The sequence below is a fragment of the uncultured Roseobacter sp. genome (assembly GCF_947496515.1).
In the GTDB taxonomy this organism is placed as follows: Bacteria; Pseudomonadota; Alphaproteobacteria; order Rhodobacterales; family Rhodobacteraceae; genus Roseobacter.
Genome location: NZ_CANMDB010000018.1, coordinates 20,180 through 36,416, shown reverse-complemented (window position 1 = coordinate 36,416; position 16,237 = coordinate 20,180). Strand labels below are relative to the sequence as shown.

The window sequence follows — 16,237 nt, the reverse complement described above, 5'->3', positions numbered from 1 at the left end:
CGCCCTGATACCGACGCGGGCACCGACGTGATACCGACGTTGTACCGACGTGATACCGACCCGGGGTTTGCCTTGAAAAACAGGCGTTAATCACCGATTCGCCGACGGCAGCGTGCGGTGGGTGTTGCGCAGGGCACAGGTGCTGTCCTGCCGCATTGCCTCACCCCCCTGCCAGCGCTAGAACCGACATATGCCCTATCAGTGGACATCCGAACCCGGCGCCACCCCGCAAACGCTGAAACTGTGGCCCCATAACTCGCTGCCCGCACGCGGGATGGCGGCCTTTGTGCTGACGACGTTTACGCTGATCTGCATCCCCGCGATCCCGCTTCTGGGCTCACCCATCTTCTGGGGTCTGCTGCCCTTCCTGCTGGCGGCTGTCTGGGGCATCTTCTACGCGCTGCAACGCAACTACCACTCCCGCCAGATCACCGAGACACTGACCCTGGATGGAGAGGCGGCACATCTGGTGCGGCACGAACCATCGGGCGCCGTGCAGGAGTGGGACTGCAACCGCTACTGGACCACCATCACCAAATACGAGCGCGACGGCCCGATCCCCCACTACGTGACACTGAAGGGCAAAGGGCGCGAGGTGGAGATCGGCGCGTTTCTCAGCGAGGATGAGCGCGTATCGCTCTACGATGAACTGCAACGTGCCTGGCGACGCTGAAGGTTAAGATGGTGGTTTAACAGCAGCGCTTAGAATGCTGTAAAATAAACATTTTTTCGCACGGGTGCGCCTTGTGCCGGATCAGGGGAAAAGCCGCCTCACCTCCATCGAGGAGGATCGGCGGCTGCCCGATCCTGCGGTCGGGCGGAGAGGTGATCCACCGTCATCGAAGATCATGCCTCTGGCGCCATGGCTTGCGCCGGATCCTCCGCGTTCTGCTCCTGCCAGAGCGAACGCAGGGTCGCGCTCTGATCCGCGAAGGAGGCCTCCAGAACCGCGCAGGCATAGATGCGGTCGGTTCTGAAATGGCGAAAACCTGCCCTCAGCTCACACCAGGCCACCAGCAGCTGACATTCCACGTGATAGACCAACGCGATGGGCCGGATCACCCGGTCACTGTCGCGACCATCCCCGTCGCGGTAGGTCAGGCGAAGCTTGACTGACCTGCGGATCGCCTCTCGGATCAACGCAATGGAAACACAGCCTTTTTCCGGGTCATCGGGTGCTGCCCCCCAGCTTGAGACCTGAAGCCAGTCCGCAGGTCCGTGCAGCGCATCGACTTTGCGGTGAATACGCTCTGCCGCCGCGTGCAGTCCACTGTCGCCGGTGCGCGCCAGCAGCGCCAAGCCCACCCGCAGCGCCTCCACCTCTTCGGCGTCGAAATTGAGCGGCGGCAGATCATAGCCGGAGCGCATCAGATAGCCGATCCCGGCCTCTCCCTCGATCGGTGTCTGGCGCGCCTGCAGGGTCGCGATATCACGATAAACCGTGCGTTGAGAGACCTCCAGCCGCGCGGCAAGCGCACCTGCCGTCATCGGCGCACGGGCGGCGCGCAGGATCTGGATGATCTCGAACAATCGGTCGGAACGGGGCATCGGCGTGATCTCATCTGGGCTGCTGACATCCTAGCATCGACCACTGACAACAGGCTGTCAGCAGGCTTTCGGCAAAAGGGTAAAAAAGGAGCCTGCCGATGTCTTCCTATGACCACTACACGATGATGCGCCTGAGGCTCGGCCGATGGGCCGACATCGAAAATGAACTGCGCCCGAAGCTGCAAGAAGTAGAAAGATCAACGATTTGGCAGCGGTTTCTAAAGCGGCTTTTCGGCTAGCTCAACCGCGCCTTGACCTTTGGACCCACGGTGCCGAAATCCATCTGACCGGTGTACTTCGACTTCAGCAGCCCCATCACCTTGCCCATGTCGCGGATACTCTGCGCACCAACCTCGGCCACGGCAGCATCCACGGCGGCCTCCGCTTCTTTTTCGCTCAGTTGCTGGGGCAGGAATTCCTCAATCACCTTGATCTCCGCCCGCTCTGCATCAGCCAGATCGAGCCGCCCGCCTTCCTCATAGGCGCGCGCGCTTTCAATGCGTTGCTTGGACATTTTTCCAAGGATCGCACGAACTTCACCGTCACCAACGCCGTCGTCATTGCCCTCGGCACGGGCGGCAATGTCCTTGTCCTTGATCGCGGCGTTGATCAGGCGCAGGGTCGAAAGACGGTCCGCCGCCTTGTCCTTCATCGCCTGTTTCAGTGCGGCTGACACCTTTGCGCGCAGTTCCATGGCCCTGCTGTCCTTTTATCTGTGCTGCCCACGTCACCCCGATCTCTGGAGCGATGGGCGATAGAAAGGGCCGACGTTATCCAATGGCGACAGGGACTGCAACACGCGCCGCCGCGTCACGGGGTGACAGCCACGGCCCCATCCGCCGGAATGCGCCTTGACCGCCCCCCACCTCGTGTCTAGAAACCCATGATTTTAACGCCGTTTTGCTGGAGAGTTACGCCATGCCGAGCCCCGCCGCCGACCGCCCGACTGCCTGTCTTGCTCTGGCGGATGGCACCGTGTTCTACGGCATGGGCTTCGGCGCCGAGGGGCAGACCGTGGCGGAGCTGTGTTTCAACACGGCGATGACCGGCTACCAGGAAATCATGACCGATCCCTCCTACGCCGGGCAGATCGTGACCTTTACCTTTCCGCATATCGGCAATGTGGGCGTGAACCCCGAGGATGACGAAACCGCAGATCCGGTTGCTGCCGGCATGGTCGTCAAATGGATGCCAACGGATCCGTCGAACTGGCGCGCGGCTGAGCATCTGAGCACCTGGCTCGCCGCGCGCGGACGCATCGCCCTGGGCGGGGTGGATACACGGCGGTTGACCCGGGCGATCCGCCGGTCCGGCGCGCCCCATGTGGCCCTCTCCCATGATCCGACAGGCACTTTCGATATCGAGGCGCTGGTTGCCGCGGCCCGCGGGTTCGACGGTCTGGAGGGGCGGGATCTCGCCCGCACGGTCACCTGCGCGCAATCCTACCGCTGGAACGAGATGCGGTGGGCCTGGCCCGAGGGCTATGCGCCGCAGACCGATCCGAAACACCGGGTTGTGGCGCTGGATTACGGCGCCAAACGCAACATCCTGCGGTGTCTCGCCTCTGCGGGATGCGACGTGACCGTTCTGCCCGCCACCGCCACTTATGACGAGGTGATGGCGCATGACCCCGGTGGCGTGTTCCTGTCCAACGGTCCCGGTGATCCGGCGGCCACCGGCTCCTACGCGGTGCCGATGATCCAGCAGGTACTGCGCGACACAGCGCTGCCCGTCTTCGGCATTTGCCTCGGGCACCAGATGCTGGCGCTGGCGCTCGGCGCCCGCACGATCAAGATGAACCACGGCCATCACGGCGCCAACCATCCCGTCAAGGACAACGACACCGGCAAGGTGGAGATCACCTCCATGAACCACGGCTTTGCGGTCGATGCCCAAAGCCTGCCCGAAGGCGTGATTGAGACGCATACCTCCCTTTTCGACGGCTCGAACTGCGGGATCCGAATGGAGGGTCGCCCCGTCTGGTCTGTCCAGCACCACCCCGAGGCCAGCCCGGGGCCACAGGACAGCTACTACCTGTTTGAACGCTTCGCCCAGGCGATGGCAGAGCGCGCGGCCTGAGCCGCGCTGCTCTCCTTATGGTAGAAAAAGTGTTAATTTAACAGAGCGTTAACCCTGTTCTGCCAGCGTCCTTGTGTTGAATTTACGCAAGGTAGACACCCATGAACAACCTGCGGCTGGTTCTGCCCGATCCGGTGCCGGAACCGGATGTCACGACAGCACCGGTCAGCTACGAACCTATTGGCAAGATGCTGATAGACCAAGGCAAGATCGCCCACGGTGATCTGACCCATGCTCTCAAGATCCAGGGCCATGTGGATGCGCCTCTGGGCGAGATCATGGTCTCCGAAGGGTTGCTGAAAAAGCACGACGTGCTCGGTGTGCTGGCCGGTCAATGCCGTGCGCCGCACGCCGATCTGGATCTCGAACCCCCCGAGCTCAAGATGGCAAAGACCCTGCCTGCGGAGGTCTGCCTGCGCCACGGTGTCGTCCCCTGGAAGCGGGACGGGCTCCGGGTGCTCGTCGCCACCAGCAGCCCCGCGGATTTCGCAGCCCTGTGTCAGACCATGAAGCGGCGCGGGCTGTCGCTTTTCCCCGTGATCGTGGATGATTTGCAGATCCAGTCGCATCTCAACCGGCTTTACGGGGAGGAGTTGGCGCGTAAGGCGCTGTCACGCGTGGCGGAGGAGGAAAGCTGCCGGAGCTGGGCCAGCCGGGACAAACAACGCACGCTCTGGGCGGGGGCGCTCGGCGCAGGGCTGGTGGCCTGTGTGGCGCTGGCACCGCTCTGGACGCTGACGCTGGGGGTGCTCTGGGCGGTCTTGACACTGGTCATGACCACCGGCCTGAAAGCGGCGGCCTTTGCCACGCATTTTAAGCAAAAACCCCGGCGCCGCCGGATCCACACGACTGCCGCGCGGTTCCGCATGCCGCGCGTCTCTATCCTGGTACCGCTGCTGAACGAGACGGAGATCGCCGAGCAGTTGATCACCCGGCTAAGCAAGCTGACCTACCCCAAATCGCTGCTGAACGTGGTGCTGGTGCTGGAGGAAGACGACACCATGACCCGTGACACCATCGCGCGAACCACCCTGCCCGACTGGATGAGCGTGATCGAAGTGCCCAGTGCGGACACGCTGACCACAAAGCCGCGGGCGCTGAACTACGCGCTGGATTTCTGCCGGGGCAGCATCGTGGGGGTCTGGGATGCGGAGGACTGGCCGGAAGCCGATCAGATTGAACAGGTGGTGACCCGGTTCAACGAGGCGCCCAGTGACGTGGTGTGCCTGCAGGGTGTGCTGGATTACTACAACTCCCGCAGCAACTGGCTGTCGCGGTGTTTCACGATAGAATACGCGACCTGGTGGCGCGTTGTCCTGCCCGGTGTGGCCCGGCTGGGGCTGGTGCTTCCGCTGGGAGGGACCACGCTGTTTTTCCGCCGCGATGCGCTTGAACGCCTCGGCGGCTGGGACGCGCATAACGTGACAGAAGACGCGGATCTGGGCGTGCGGCTGGCACGGCATGGCTACCGGACGGAGCTTTTGCCGACAGTCACCCACGAGGAAGCCACGAGCCGTGCCTGGCCCTGGGTGCGGCAACGCTCGCGGTGGCTCAAGGGGTTCATGATTACCTATCTGGTGCATATGAGGAACCCCCGCGCGCTGCTGCGCGATCTGGGATGGATGCGGTTTATGGGGCTTCAGACGATGTTCCTAGCCACATTCTCGCAGTTCGCCGCAGCCCCGCTGCTGTGGTCGTTCTGGCTGACACTGACAGGTGTGAGCCACCCGGTGGAAGTGACGCTGGGCGTGGGCGTGCTCTGGGCCTGCATGGGGCTTTTTGTCTTTTCCGAACTGCTCAGCCTGTCCATGGGGATCTACGCGGTGGCGGGGCGGGCCCACCGCCATCTGATTGCCTATGTGCCCACCATGATGGCCTATTTCACGCTCGGAACGCTGGCGAGCTACAAGGCGCTGTGGGAAATGCTGCGCGCGCCGTTTTTCTGGGACAAGACCCAACACGGTGTTACCGCGCCGGCGGATCGCAGCTAGAGCCTATGTAGCCTTTTGAGACGGGCGAAGCCGCCTCCCCTCCATCGAGGAGGGGAGGCGGCTGCCCGGCCTTGAGGCCGGGAGCGATGGTTGCGACCCTCCGCCTTCTGTGGATGAGCGGGCGGTGCGCCGCTGACCGGCAAAGAGCCGCTAGCTGAGGTATGGTATTGTGGCGGGCGGCAAACCGTCTCACCTTGCATTCTACAGTCGCCCACTCCCACGGTCCGCGCAGGGGAGCGTAAGCATTGGTACCCCCGGCTGGGCGCGCCCTTGTCGCCTGTCTTCGGGGGTCATTTTGTACGGTAAGGCCACCAAAAACTGCAGCGGAAGCCCGCAAGAGATCTGCATCTGGGTCTCCTGGTCGCCGACTTCCGAGGGGGTACTCGGCGACAGACCCTCTTGATCGCTTATTAGAGACAGTCGCGGATAAACCCACATACCCTTGTGTTCAGACAGCTTTTTGGCGTGACCGATCGGGCCTTTGTTTACTTGATCTAAGCAGGGCCGAAAGAAATCACGTCCTGTATCCGGGGTCATGCGCTGACCAGATCCTCCGGAGATCGACATGGCCATCGACGGCCCGGATCAAAAAGATCTCAGCTAAATCGAACAGCAAACAACCTTCAGGCCTCTTCCTCGCGCCGTGCGGCATCGAGTTTCAGCCGGGTCATGAAAGCCACCGAGATATGCTCGCGCAACGCGTCATCGGCGGCCTGAGCATCCTTGGTCTCGATGGCGCGCACGATGGCATCATGCTCAGATTGCGCGATTTCGCCGCGCCCGTCCGCGGCCAGCGATGTGGTGGCCATCAGCGCCATGGTCCGGTGCACAAGGTCGAGTTGCTGGACCAGATAGCGGTTGTGCGAGGCCAGATGGATCTGCTTGTGAAACCGCCGGTTGGCCCGGGCTAGGGCCGCCGGGGTGTTCACCAGTGCGTTGTCGGCCTCGACCATCTCGCGCAGGATACGGACCTCTTCCTCCGTCGCGTGCTGCGCGGCCAGCCGCGCGGCCAGCCCTTCCAGTTCGCGCCGCACCACATAAAGCTCCGCCATCTGGTTGTGATCGAGCGACGCGACGATCAGGCTGCGCCCGTCCCGCGCCAGAAGCGATTGCGTCTCCAGCCGCTGCAGAGCCTCGCGGATGGGCGTGCGCGAGACACCGAAACGCTCGGCCAGCTCACTCTCCACCAGCCGGTCACCGGGGCGGTAGACACCCAGATCAATGGCATCGAGGATCATTGAATAGGCATCGGTCTGCTGTGGTTTCTGGACACCCATGATGTTGAACCTCTTTTTGCCCACCATAGGGATCGCATCACGTCCAGCGCAACCCTGGCTCTTGCAGCGGCGGGGGCGTGGCGCTAGATCCGCCCCATGCCAAAGGATGTTTTCGCCGCTGTCGATGCCTGGGTCTTCGACCTCGATCATACGCTTTACCCGCCTGCCGCGCGGCTCTTTGATCTGATCGAAGTGCGCATGACGGCCTATGTCATGGAGGCACTCGACGTGGGCCATGCCGAAGCGGACAGGCTGCGCGCACACTACTGGGCCACGCACGGCACCACACTGGCGGGGCTGATGCGGGAGCATGATCTCGATCCGCTGCCCTATCTGCACGACGTCCACGACATCCCCCTCGACCGGTTGCAGCCCGACCCGACGCTGGCCGCACAAATCCGCGCGCTGCCCGGTCGGCGCATCGTCTACACAAACGGCAGCGCGCCTTACGCAGAACGTGTGCTGGCCGCCCGCGGGCTGGGTGGTCTTTTCGATGCGATCTACGGCGTCGAGGACGCGGGATTTCAGCCCAAACCCGACCGAACGGCGTTCGAGACGATATTTGCCAAGGACGGGTTGCGCCCCGGCACCGCGGCCATGTTCGAGGATGATGCACGAAATCTTAAGGTTCCGCATGAGATGGGAATGCGCACGGTTCACGTGGCAGAAACCCGCGGACCCGGCGCGCATATCCAGTTTCATACCGATGATCTGAGTGGTTTTCTGGCGCGCCTCACCTGACAGCTCAGATGGTCAACTGCGACAATCACGCCCCTCCCATCCTGTGGCAGCGACCCTATCTACCTGTCTACCTCAGGAGGAAATAACCATGACGATGACCGCGACCGTACAAGACATGCCGCTCTGGCAACGGCTGTTCTTCAAGATACCCGTGTTGGGTTGGATCGCCCGAGACCTGATGCTCGGCGACAAGAACAACGTCTGGTTTGCCATCATCATCTTCGTCAGCCTTTGGCTGATTTCGGCCCTGACCTTCGGGCTGCCCGGTCTTTACATCCCTGCGGTTGCCATGGTGCCGGTGATTTTCGTTGTTCTGCTCCTGATCACGAAAGGCTAGGCTGGCGGGTAAAGCGAAACGGACAAGGCGCCGCCATGGAAAGCTGTGACATCTTCATCTCCGGTGGTGGCATCGCAGGCCTTAGCGCGGCAGCCGCATTCGGCACCGCCGGATTTCATGTCATCTGCGCTGATCCGGCCCCGCCCATCACCGACCGCTCCGAGGACGGCGCGGACATGCGCACAACGGCCCTGCTGCAACCGGCGCGACAGGTGCTGGAGGCATCCGGTGTGTGGGAGCGTCTCGCCCCGCACGTCACACCGTTGCAGATCATGCGGATTGTGGACGCGGGCGGTGATGAACCGGAACCGCGGCTGACGCGCGAGTTCAATGCCGATGATATCTCAGAGTTGCCGTTTGGCTGGAACGCGCCCAACTGGCTCTTGCGCCGCGAACTGGTTGCGCGGCTGAGCGAGCTGACCACCGTGGATTTTCGGCCCGGCCTCGGGGCAGAGACGCTTTTCACCCGAGACAGCGCTGCCCGTGTGCGGCTCAGCGATGGCAGCTCCGTCAACGCCCGATTGGTCATCGCGGCGGACGGGCGCACCTCGCCCATGCGGCAGAGCGCGGGCATTCCCGTGCGCACCATGCGCTACGGACAAAAGGCGTTGGCCTTCGCCGTCACCCACCCGATCCCGCATGAGAACGTCTCGACCGAGATCCACCGCACAGGAGGTCCCTTCACGCTCGTACCCCTGCCCGATCACGACGGCGTGCCATCCTCCGCCGTGGTCTGGATGGATGAGGGACCCCTGAGCCAGGCGCGCTATGACCTGCCGGTGGAGGCCTTTGAGGCCGAAGCCTCCGTCCGCAGCTGTCACCTCTTCGGGCCGCTGACGCTGGCTTCGCGGCGGAGTATCTGGCCGATCATCAGTCAACTGGCCGAGCGGATGTCAGCCCAGCGGATCGCCCTGATCGCCGAGGCCGCGCATGTGGTACCGCCCATCGGCGCGCAGGGGTTGAACATGAGCCTCGCGGATACCGCGGCACTGTTGTCTCTGGCAGAGGCGCGACCGGAGGGCTTGGGCGACCGCCAGATGCTCGACGCGTATCACACCGCAAGGCACAGCGATGTGGCCCTCCGGGTGCGGGGCATTGATCTGTTGAACCGCGCCAGTCAGGTCAGCACACCCGCGCTCCGCGATGCCCGCGCTGCGGGGCTCAACGCACTCTACGCGATGTCGCCCGTCCGCAAGACCTTGATGCAGATGGGCCTCGGCGTGCGCTAGCAACCCTCACGAAAACCAGATACACCGCAGCCGCTGAACCCCCCGGCCCTGGGGGCCGGGCAGCGCCCGACCCTCCTCGATGGAGGGAAGAGCGCTTCCCCCCGGCCGCTGAACGCCCCATGGTTACAAGACGCGGTCGATCACCCGTTGCAACCGGCCCAGCGTCGCCTCCACATCATAAAGCTTATCGAGCCCGAAGAGCCCCAGCCGAAAGGTCCGGAAATCGGCAGGCTCATCGCATTGCAGCGGCACACCCGCCGCAATCTGCATGCCTTCCGCCGCAAACCTTTTGCCGTTCTGGATGTCAGGATCGGCCGTATAGCTCACCACCACACCCGGCGCGCCGAACCCCTCTGCCGCGACGGAGACGACGCCCTTAGCCGCCAACATCGACCGCACGCTGTCCCCTAGCCGCCACTGCGCCTCTTTCAGGCGCTCAAACCCGTAGCTTTGCGTCTCCAGCATGGTATCGCGAAAGCCGCGCAGCGCATCGGTGGGCATGGTCGCGTGATACGCGTGACCGCCGTCCAGATAGGCCTGCATGATGCTGTGCCATTTGCCCAGATCTATGGCAAAGCTGTCCGATTGCGTCTCCGCCAGCCGCGCCACAGCACGTTCGGAGAGCATCACCAGACCCGCGGATGGGGAGGCGGACCACCCTTTCTGCGGCGCGGAGATCAGCACATCCACACCCAGCTTGCGCATATCGACCCAGGCACAGCCCGACGCGATGCAATCGAGCACCATGAGCGCGCCCACATCCCGGGCCGCCTGCGCCATCTGCGTAATGTAGTCGTCGGGCAGGATCACCCCGGCGCTTGTCTCCACATGGGGCGCAAAGACGACCTGCGGCCTCTGGGCGGCGATCGCCGCGGTCACTTCCTCAATCGGCGCGGGCCGAAAGGGCGACACCGTCGCGTTGCCGGCCTGCCGGGCTTTCAGCACGGTGGTATTGCCCGTCAGCCCGCCGGTCTCCAGGATCTGGCTCCAGCGGTAGGAGAACCAGCCGTTGCGCACGACAAGCACCTCTGCGTCACGGGCGAACTGGCGCGCGACCGCTTCCATCCCGTAAGTGCCGCCGCCCGGGATCACAACGACCGCCGCGGCGTTGTAAACCTCGCTCAGCATGCCGGAGATGTCGCGCATCACCTGCTGGAACGCAGCGCTCATGGAATTCAGCGACCGGTCCGTGAAAACAACCGAAAACTCTTCGAGCCCCATCGGATCAACGGTATCGAGCAATGCAGCCATCGTGGTAACTCCCCTAGGTTTGCGCCGGAATATCCGCTCCCCTCGCCCTTGGCAAAGTCTACTTAGGTATACCGGCGGCGTTTTGGCGCGCCCCGGCGACACCATCGGAAACAGTGGTTCCCAATGGGGATCTTCTGGCCACCCGCCGCGCTTAGTCGAGCGGTCCGGGCAGCCGCTCCTCGCTCAAAAGCACATTCGCCTCAACCGCCCCTGCCCCGGGCAGCGTCATGATCCGCCGCCGCAGCACCCGCTCGAAATCAGACAGATCGCGGGCGACCACCCGCAGCCGGTAGTCGAACAACCCCAAGACATGCTCTACCCGCTGCACCTCGGGGATCGCGGTGACCGCGCGCTCGAAGTCTTCCAGACTACTGCGTCCCTTGGCGGCGAGCTTGACCCCCAGAAAGACCGCCACGCCAAACCCCAGCTTTTCGGGGTTCAGCCGCAGCGTCCGGCCCTTGATCACGCCCGCATCCTCCAGCTTGCGGATCCGCCGCCAGGTGGCGGGTTGCGACAGGCCGAGCGTCCGGCCGAGAGCACCCGCACTTTGGGTTGCATCCCGTGCCAGCGCGCGCAGCAACGCCCGGTCGATGTCATCCAGCGCGATCACAGGGGCAGCGCCTCACCGTCCTTGATCCGTGCGATCTGCATCAGCGCCTCGATGTCCGAGATATGGGGCAGCGTCAGGATCCTTTCACGGTAGATCTGCTGATAATGTGCGACGTCCCGGGCAATGATGTTCAATCGTACGTCGACGCTGCCCAGAAAGGTCTGGATCTCCGTCACTTCAGGCACCGCCCGCGCCGCCGTGATGAAGCCATCGAAGGATCCGGCTTGTGTCTTGTCCAAGGTGATGCGCAGCGAGACCTCGACCGTATAGCCCAGGGCGGACCAGTCGATGACGGCACCGATACCCTCAATCACCCCGGTGTCCTGCAACCGCGCGATGCGCCGCGACACCTTGGCCGGTGTCACGCCTACCGTCGCTGCCAGCTCCGCCGGGCTCAGGGTTGCGTCCGCTTGCCAGTGTCGCAACAACCGCCGGTCCAGATCATCGAGCATGATTTTTCCAGTTATTGATATTTGAGCGCATGATTTCACCTCAATCAGCCAGCATTTCTGCGATAATATAGCTGCGAACGTTCCCCTTGGCCAGTAGAGTGCGCGCCAGCATAGATCAAGGGAAGGAACTATCATGCGCGTTTACTACGACCGCGATTGCGATGTGAACCTCATCAAGGACATGAAAGTGGCCATTCTGGGCTACGGCAGCCAGGGCCACGCCCATGCGCTGAACCTGCGCGACAGCGGTGCCAAGAATGTCGTCGTCGCTCTGCGCGAGGGCTCGCCCTCCGCCGCGAAAGCCGAAGGCGAAGGTCTCAAGGTCATGGGCATCGCCGAGGCGGCTGCCTGGGCTGATCTGATCATGTTCACCATGCCGGACGAACTGCAAGCCGAGACCTACAAGAAATACGTCCACGACAATATCCGCGCGGGCGCCGCAATCGCCTTTGCCCACGGGTTGAACATCCACTTCGGTCTGATCGAGCCCAAGTCAGGCGTTGACGTGATCATGATGGCCCCCAAGGGCCCCGGCCATACCGTGCGCGGCGAATACACCAAGGGCGGCGGCGTGCCCTGCCTTGTTGCGGTCCATGAGGATGCCTCCGGCAGGGCGCTCGAAGTGGGGCTGAGCTATTGCTCTGCCATCGGCGGTGGCCGCTCCGGCATCATCGAGACGAACTTCCGCGAGGAATGTGAAACCGACCTCTTCGGTGAGCAGGCCGTGCTCTGCGGTGGTCTGGTGGAGCTGATCCGCATGGGCTTTGAGACATTGGTCGAGGCAGGCTACGCGCCCGAGATGGCCTATTTCGAATGCCTGCACGAAGTGAAGCTGATCGTGGATCTGATCTACGAAGGCGGCATCGCAAACATGAACTACTCCATCTCCAACACGGCAGAATATGGCGAGTATGTCTCCGGCCCACGCGTGTTGCCCTATGACGAGACCAAGGCCCGGATGAAGGCGATCCTCACGGACATCCAGACCGGCAAGTTCGTGCGTGATTTCATGCAGGAAAACGCCGTTGGCCAGCCCTTCTTCAAAGGGACGCGCCGCATCAACGACGAGCACCAGATCGAGGCGACCGGCGAGACACTGCGCGGCATGATGCCCTGGATCTCTGCAGGCAAGATGGTCGATAAAGCCAAGAACTAAAGAAAAAGCCCCGGGGCCATCCCCGGGGCTTTTTAAAGCTGCCTTACACGTCCGCCGACTTACCGGTGGAGCTTTTGTCCGCCGCCAGCGTTGATTTCGTGCTGTTTTCGTCTTTCATCCGCGCCTCGACCTTTGCCTTGCTGACCATCGCAAAGATGATGACCGCCAGCATGGTGACGAGTGCCAGGATGACGACGAGATAGGTGAAGTCCATGGTTTCTCTCCTCTGCATTCCCTGACATAACCGCTCGACTGTGCGGAGGGTTCCGCACCGGTTACGGGACAGAAGGACGCATGGATCAGCCACAGATCACCACGCGCAGCTGGCTGATGGTTGCCACGCTGGGGTTCACCTGGGGTGGCACCTTCATGGTCACGGAGATTGCCCTGCGCGGGATCACCCCGTTCTGGCTCGCGGCGGGGCGGATCGGGTTCGCGGCGATCTTGCTGCTGGTGGTCTGGCGCGCGACGGGTCTGCGGCTGTTTCAGCGCCCGCTGACGCAAGCAGATCGGGTCGCGGTCGCTGCCATCGGTGTGCTCAGCTCTGCCTTGCCGTTCCTGCTGCTGGCCTGGGGTCAGCAGTTCGTGACCGCGGGCTTTGCCGGGGTGTCCATGGCCGCTGTCGCCCTCATCGTGCTGCCGCTGGCCCATTTTCTGGTGCCGGGAGAGCGGATGACCCTGCGCAAAGCGGTGGGATTCGGCATCGGTTTCGTCGGGGTCTGCGTGCTGATCGGTGCTCAGGCGTTTGAGACGACGGGTGCTGCGATGGAGCCTGCGGGGCGCGCGGCCTGTCTGGGGGCTGCGGCCTGCTACGGCACCTCGTCGATCCTGATGCGGCGACTGCCCCCGGTAGACCCCATCGGGCTGACAACACTGCTGATGCTGATCGGTGCGGTCCTGATCCTGCCGCTGGCGCTGATCGTGGAGGGGGCGCCGCCGCTGCTGGATCCGACAACGGTAATGGTGGTCGCGCTATTGGGGCTGATCCCCACTGCCGCGGCCAGCCTGCTGCGGGTGATGGTGGTGCGCAGCGCGGGGCCTGTGTTTATGTCGCTCACGAACTATCAGGTGCCCGCGTGGTCGGTGATCCTCGGCGCGATGGTGCTGGGCGAGCCCCTGCCCGCCTCGCTGCTGCTGGCGATGACGCTGATCCTGACCGGTGTGGGCCTCAGCCAGTACGGTGCGTTCAGCCGCTTGTTTCGGCGACGCTAGCCCGTCGAGACCGCGTCCGCCACTGCCTCAACCACGCTATCGACAGCGCGTGTCATGAGGCTGGCATCCTCATGCTCCGCCATCACCCGGACGAGCGGTTCCGTCCCCGATTTCCGGATGAGCAGCCGCCCCTTGCCCGCCAGATCCGCCTCCGCCTGTGCGATCGCGCTCTTGACCTCTGCGGCCTCCAGCGGAGCCTGACCGGTGGCAAAGCGGACGTTCTTGAGCAGTTGCGGCACCGGATCAAAGCTGTTGAGCAAGGCGCTCGCCGGTTTGCCGGAGCGGATCATTTCCGCCAGGAACTGCAGCCCGGCCATCAGCCCGTCGCCGGTGGTTGCGTGATCCGACATGACGATATGACCGGATTGCTCACCGCCCAGGTTAAAGCCACCCGCGCGCATGCGCTCGACCACATAGCGATCCCCAACCGCCGTGCGTTCCAGCCGTAATCCCTTGCCTTGGAGAAACTGCTCCAACCCCAGGTTGGACATGACCGTGGCCACCAGCGCCTTTTGCGCCAGCCGCCCTTCCTGCGCCCAGCGATGCGCCATCAGCGCCATGAACTGATCGCCGTCGCCCACCTTGCCGGTCTCATCCAGCAGGATCAGCCGGTCCGCATCGCCGTCAAGGCAGATGCCCACATCCGCGCCCTCGCGCCGGACGACCTCCGCTGCCTGTTCCGGGTGGGTAGAGCCGCAGTTGTCATTGATGTTGTGCCCGTTGGGGGACACGCCCACGGGGATCACGGTCGCACCCAACTCCCACAGCGCCTCGGGGGCAACGCGGTGGGCGGCACCGTTCGCGCAATCTATGACCACCTTGAGCCCGTCGAGGGCCTGCTGCCGCGGAAAGGAGGATTTCACCCGTTCGATATAGCGAAAGCGCCCATCGTCGATCCGCTTGGCCCGTCCGATCCGGTTCGAGGCCGCCAGCGGGACGCCCTGCGCCATCAGCGCCTCGATGTCCGCTTCCATCTGGTCGGAGAGCTTGAACCCGTCCGGCCCGAAGAACTTGATGCCATTGTCCGCCGCGGGGTTGTGGCTGGCGGAGATCATCACGCCGAGATCGGCGCGCATGGATCGCGTCAGCAGCCCCACCGCAGGTGTGGGCACAGGCCCCAGCAGCAGCACATTCATGCCGGTGGAGGTCAGCCCCGCGGTCAGCGCGTTCTCGAACATATAGCCCGACAGCCGCGTGTCCTTGCCAATGACCACCCGGTGAACGCTGGAGCCATCGCGGCTGAAATACTGGCCCACGGCAGCACCGATGCGCAGCGCCATCTCGGCTGTCATGGGGTGCGTGTTGGCGGTACCGCGCACCCCGTCAGTTCCAAAGAGTTTATCCATCCCGCGTACCTGCCACGGCAGCGCGCCAGAGCGCAATGGCCTGAGCGGTCTCCGGCACATCATGGACGCGCACGATTTGTGTCCCGTGTTTCAGCGCCGCGAGCGCCACGGCCAGCGAGCCCGGCATCCGCTGGTCGGCCCGCTCCACCCCGCTGAGGGTGCCGATGAACCCTTTGCGCGAGGCGCCCAGCAGGATTGGCACGCCCAAGCCGTGAAACAGCGAAAGCCGCGATAAAAGGGTCAGGTTGTGCTGAAGGGTCTTGCCAAAGCCGATGCCAGGATCGGCAATGATGCGGTCGCGCGCGATGCCCTGTGCCTCCAGCCGCGCGATCTGACCGTCGAGGAAGTCATAGACATCGAGCAGGACGTTATCATATGTCGGATCCTGCTGCATTGTGGCCGGATCGCCCTGTGCGTGCATCACGCAGACCGGTATGCCGCGCGCGGCACAAAGCGGCGCCAGAGCATCGTCAAAAGTAAAGCCGGAGACATCGTTCACCAGCCCCGCGCCCGACTGCAGGGCGGCCTCGGCGACGGCGGCCTTACGCGTATCAATTGAGAAAGGCGCCATGATCCCGCCCGCGCGCAGCGCCTTGATCACCGGCGCGGTGCGGGCAATCTCCTCCTCCTCCGAGACGGTTGCAGCGCCGGGCCGGGTCGATTCGCCCCCGATGTCGATGATATCCGCCAGAGCCATGCCGCGCGCCGCCGCAAGGGCCGCTTCGGCGCCCATGTGCCGCCCGCCATCGGAGAAACTGTCGGGCGTGGTATTGAGAATGCCCATCACGCGAGGTCTGTCCATCTGCATGCCTGCGATCGCTGCGCGGGATGCCGTCAAAGGCGCCAACCGCTCAGGTGCAATCTGATCTGCGGGCACTATCTGAGAAGCAGCGTGGCGCGACAGCCGCTCCACGTGCGTGAACCAACCCCAGCCCCCCGCGAGCGACAGGGCCGCGGCGGGCCGCGCGGGATCCGTCTGGACGATGGGGCGCAGATAGTCTGTCACCG

At 63.7% G+C, this 16,237-nt stretch carries 18 protein-coding genes; 9 read left to right on the top strand and 9 right to left on the bottom strand.

All coding sequences use genetic code 11. The features are described from left to right. Window positions 1–190 precede the first annotated feature (190 nt). A complete protein-coding gene (locus Q1A53_RS21330; RefSeq protein ID WP_299970698.1) occupies window positions 191–673 on the top strand; it encodes a DUF2244 domain-containing protein in 483 nt (160 codons plus the stop codon). Between the two features lie 173 nt (window positions 674–846). On the opposite strand, the gene Q1A53_RS21325 is transcribed toward Q1A53_RS21330, so the two are convergent. Then, complete coding sequence (locus Q1A53_RS21325) at window positions 847–1,548, bottom strand: YafY family protein (protein ID WP_299970695.1); 702 nt, start codon at window positions 1,546–1,548, stop codon at window positions 847–849. Between the two features lie 98 nt (window positions 1,549–1,646). On the opposite strand from Q1A53_RS21325, the gene Q1A53_RS21320 reads away from it, so the two are divergent. Next, on the top strand, window positions 1,647–1,787 hold the full coding sequence (locus Q1A53_RS21320; protein WP_299970692.1) for a hypothetical protein: 141 nt from the start codon (window positions 1,647–1,649) through the stop codon (window positions 1,785–1,787). On the opposite strand, the gene Q1A53_RS21315 is transcribed toward Q1A53_RS21320, so the two are convergent. After that, window positions 1,784–2,242: a GatB/YqeY domain-containing protein gene (locus Q1A53_RS21315; RefSeq protein WP_299970689.1), complete on the bottom strand. Its 459-nt coding sequence runs from the start codon at window positions 2,240–2,242 to the stop codon at window positions 1,784–1,786. The two genes, Q1A53_RS21320 and Q1A53_RS21315, sit on opposite strands and share 4 nt — an antisense overlap. Window positions 2,243–2,466: 224 nt before the next feature. On the opposite strand from Q1A53_RS21315, the gene carA reads away from it, so the two are divergent. Next, window positions 2,467–3,627, top strand: coding sequence for a glutamine-hydrolyzing carbamoyl-phosphate synthase small subunit (carA, locus tag Q1A53_RS21310; RefSeq protein WP_299970686.1), 1,161 nt, complete (start codon window positions 2,467–2,469; stop codon window positions 3,625–3,627). A gap of 101 nt (window positions 3,628–3,728) precedes the next feature. Next, window positions 3,729–5,618, top strand: a complete 1,890-nt coding sequence (locus Q1A53_RS21305) for a glycosyltransferase (RefSeq protein WP_299970682.1) — start codon at window positions 3,729–3,731, stop codon at window positions 5,616–5,618. A 623-nt stretch (window positions 5,619–6,241) separates the two neighbouring features. Here Q1A53_RS21305 and Q1A53_RS21300 read toward each other — a convergent pair. Beyond that, window positions 6,242–6,922: a GntR family transcriptional regulator gene (locus Q1A53_RS21300; RefSeq protein ID WP_299970680.1), complete on the bottom strand. Its 681-nt coding sequence runs from the start codon at window positions 6,920–6,922 to the stop codon at window positions 6,242–6,244. Between the two features lie 69 nt (window positions 6,923–6,991). Between Q1A53_RS21300 and Q1A53_RS21295 the strand changes: the two genes are divergently transcribed. From Q1A53_RS21295 to Q1A53_RS21285, 3 genes are all read left to right on the top strand, one after another. Next, window positions 6,992–7,636, top strand: a complete 645-nt coding sequence (locus tag Q1A53_RS21295) for a pyrimidine 5'-nucleotidase (protein WP_299970677.1) — start codon at window positions 6,992–6,994, stop codon at window positions 7,634–7,636. 88 nt (window positions 7,637–7,724) lie between these two features. Then, window positions 7,725–7,973 carry a hypothetical protein gene (locus tag Q1A53_RS21290; protein WP_299970674.1) on the top strand — a complete coding sequence of 83 codons (249 nt, stop codon included), beginning with the start codon at window positions 7,725–7,727 and terminating at the stop codon, window positions 7,971–7,973. Between the two features lie 35 nt (window positions 7,974–8,008). Next, window positions 8,009–9,202 (top strand): UbiH/UbiF family hydroxylase, encoded by a 1,194-nt coding sequence (locus tag Q1A53_RS21285; protein ID WP_299970671.1) that lies wholly within the window; start codon window positions 8,009–8,011, stop codon window positions 9,200–9,202. 123 nt (window positions 9,203–9,325) lie between these two features. On the opposite strand, the gene Q1A53_RS21280 is transcribed toward Q1A53_RS21285, so the two are convergent. The 3 genes from Q1A53_RS21280 to Q1A53_RS21270 form a co-directional block, all read right to left on the bottom strand. After that, window positions 9,326–10,453 (bottom strand): aminotransferase class V-fold PLP-dependent enzyme, encoded by a 1,128-nt coding sequence (locus Q1A53_RS21280; protein ID WP_299970668.1) that lies wholly within the window; start codon window positions 10,451–10,453, stop codon window positions 9,326–9,328. 151 nt (window positions 10,454–10,604) lie between these two features. Beyond that, on the bottom strand, window positions 10,605–11,063 hold the full coding sequence (locus Q1A53_RS21275) for an Lrp/AsnC family transcriptional regulator (RefSeq protein WP_299970665.1): 459 nt from the start codon (window positions 11,061–11,063) through the stop codon (window positions 10,605–10,607). Further along, window positions 11,060–11,515, bottom strand: coding sequence for an Lrp/AsnC family transcriptional regulator (locus Q1A53_RS21270; protein ID WP_299970662.1), 456 nt, complete (start codon window positions 11,513–11,515; stop codon window positions 11,060–11,062). Before Q1A53_RS21270 ends, Q1A53_RS21275 begins: the two co-directional genes overlap by 4 nt. Window positions 11,516–11,648: 133 nt before the next feature. Here Q1A53_RS21270 and ilvC point away from each other — a divergent pair, with 133 nt between their 5' ends. Beyond that, window positions 11,649–12,671 (top strand): ketol-acid reductoisomerase, encoded by a 1,023-nt coding sequence (gene ilvC, locus Q1A53_RS21265; RefSeq protein WP_299970657.1) that lies wholly within the window; start codon window positions 11,649–11,651, stop codon window positions 12,669–12,671. 43 nt (window positions 12,672–12,714) lie between these two features. Here the strand turns inward: ilvC and Q1A53_RS21260 are convergent, their stop codons facing one another. Next, the gene (locus Q1A53_RS21260; protein ID WP_299970654.1) at window positions 12,715–12,885 is read right to left on the bottom strand and encodes a hypothetical protein; all 171 of its coding nucleotides are present in this window, start codon (window positions 12,883–12,885) and stop codon (window positions 12,715–12,717) included. Between the two features lie 80 nt (window positions 12,886–12,965). Between Q1A53_RS21260 and Q1A53_RS21255 the strand changes: the two genes are divergently transcribed. Next, window positions 12,966–13,883, top strand: a complete 918-nt coding sequence (locus tag Q1A53_RS21255; protein ID WP_299970651.1) for a DMT family transporter — start codon at window positions 12,966–12,968, stop codon at window positions 13,881–13,883. On the opposite strand, the gene glmM is transcribed toward Q1A53_RS21255, so the two are convergent. After that, entirely contained in the window at window positions 13,880–15,229 is a 1,350-nt protein-coding gene (glmM, locus tag Q1A53_RS21250; protein WP_299970648.1) for a phosphoglucosamine mutase, read from the bottom strand. The genes Q1A53_RS21255 and glmM overlap by 4 nt on opposite strands. Continuing rightward, window positions 15,222–16,235: a dihydropteroate synthase gene (folP, locus tag Q1A53_RS21245; protein ID WP_299970645.1), complete on the bottom strand. Its 1,014-nt coding sequence runs from the start codon at window positions 16,233–16,235 to the stop codon at window positions 15,222–15,224. The genes glmM and folP overlap by 8 nt, the downstream gene beginning before the upstream one ends. Between the last annotated feature and the right edge of the window lie 2 nt (window positions 16,236–16,237).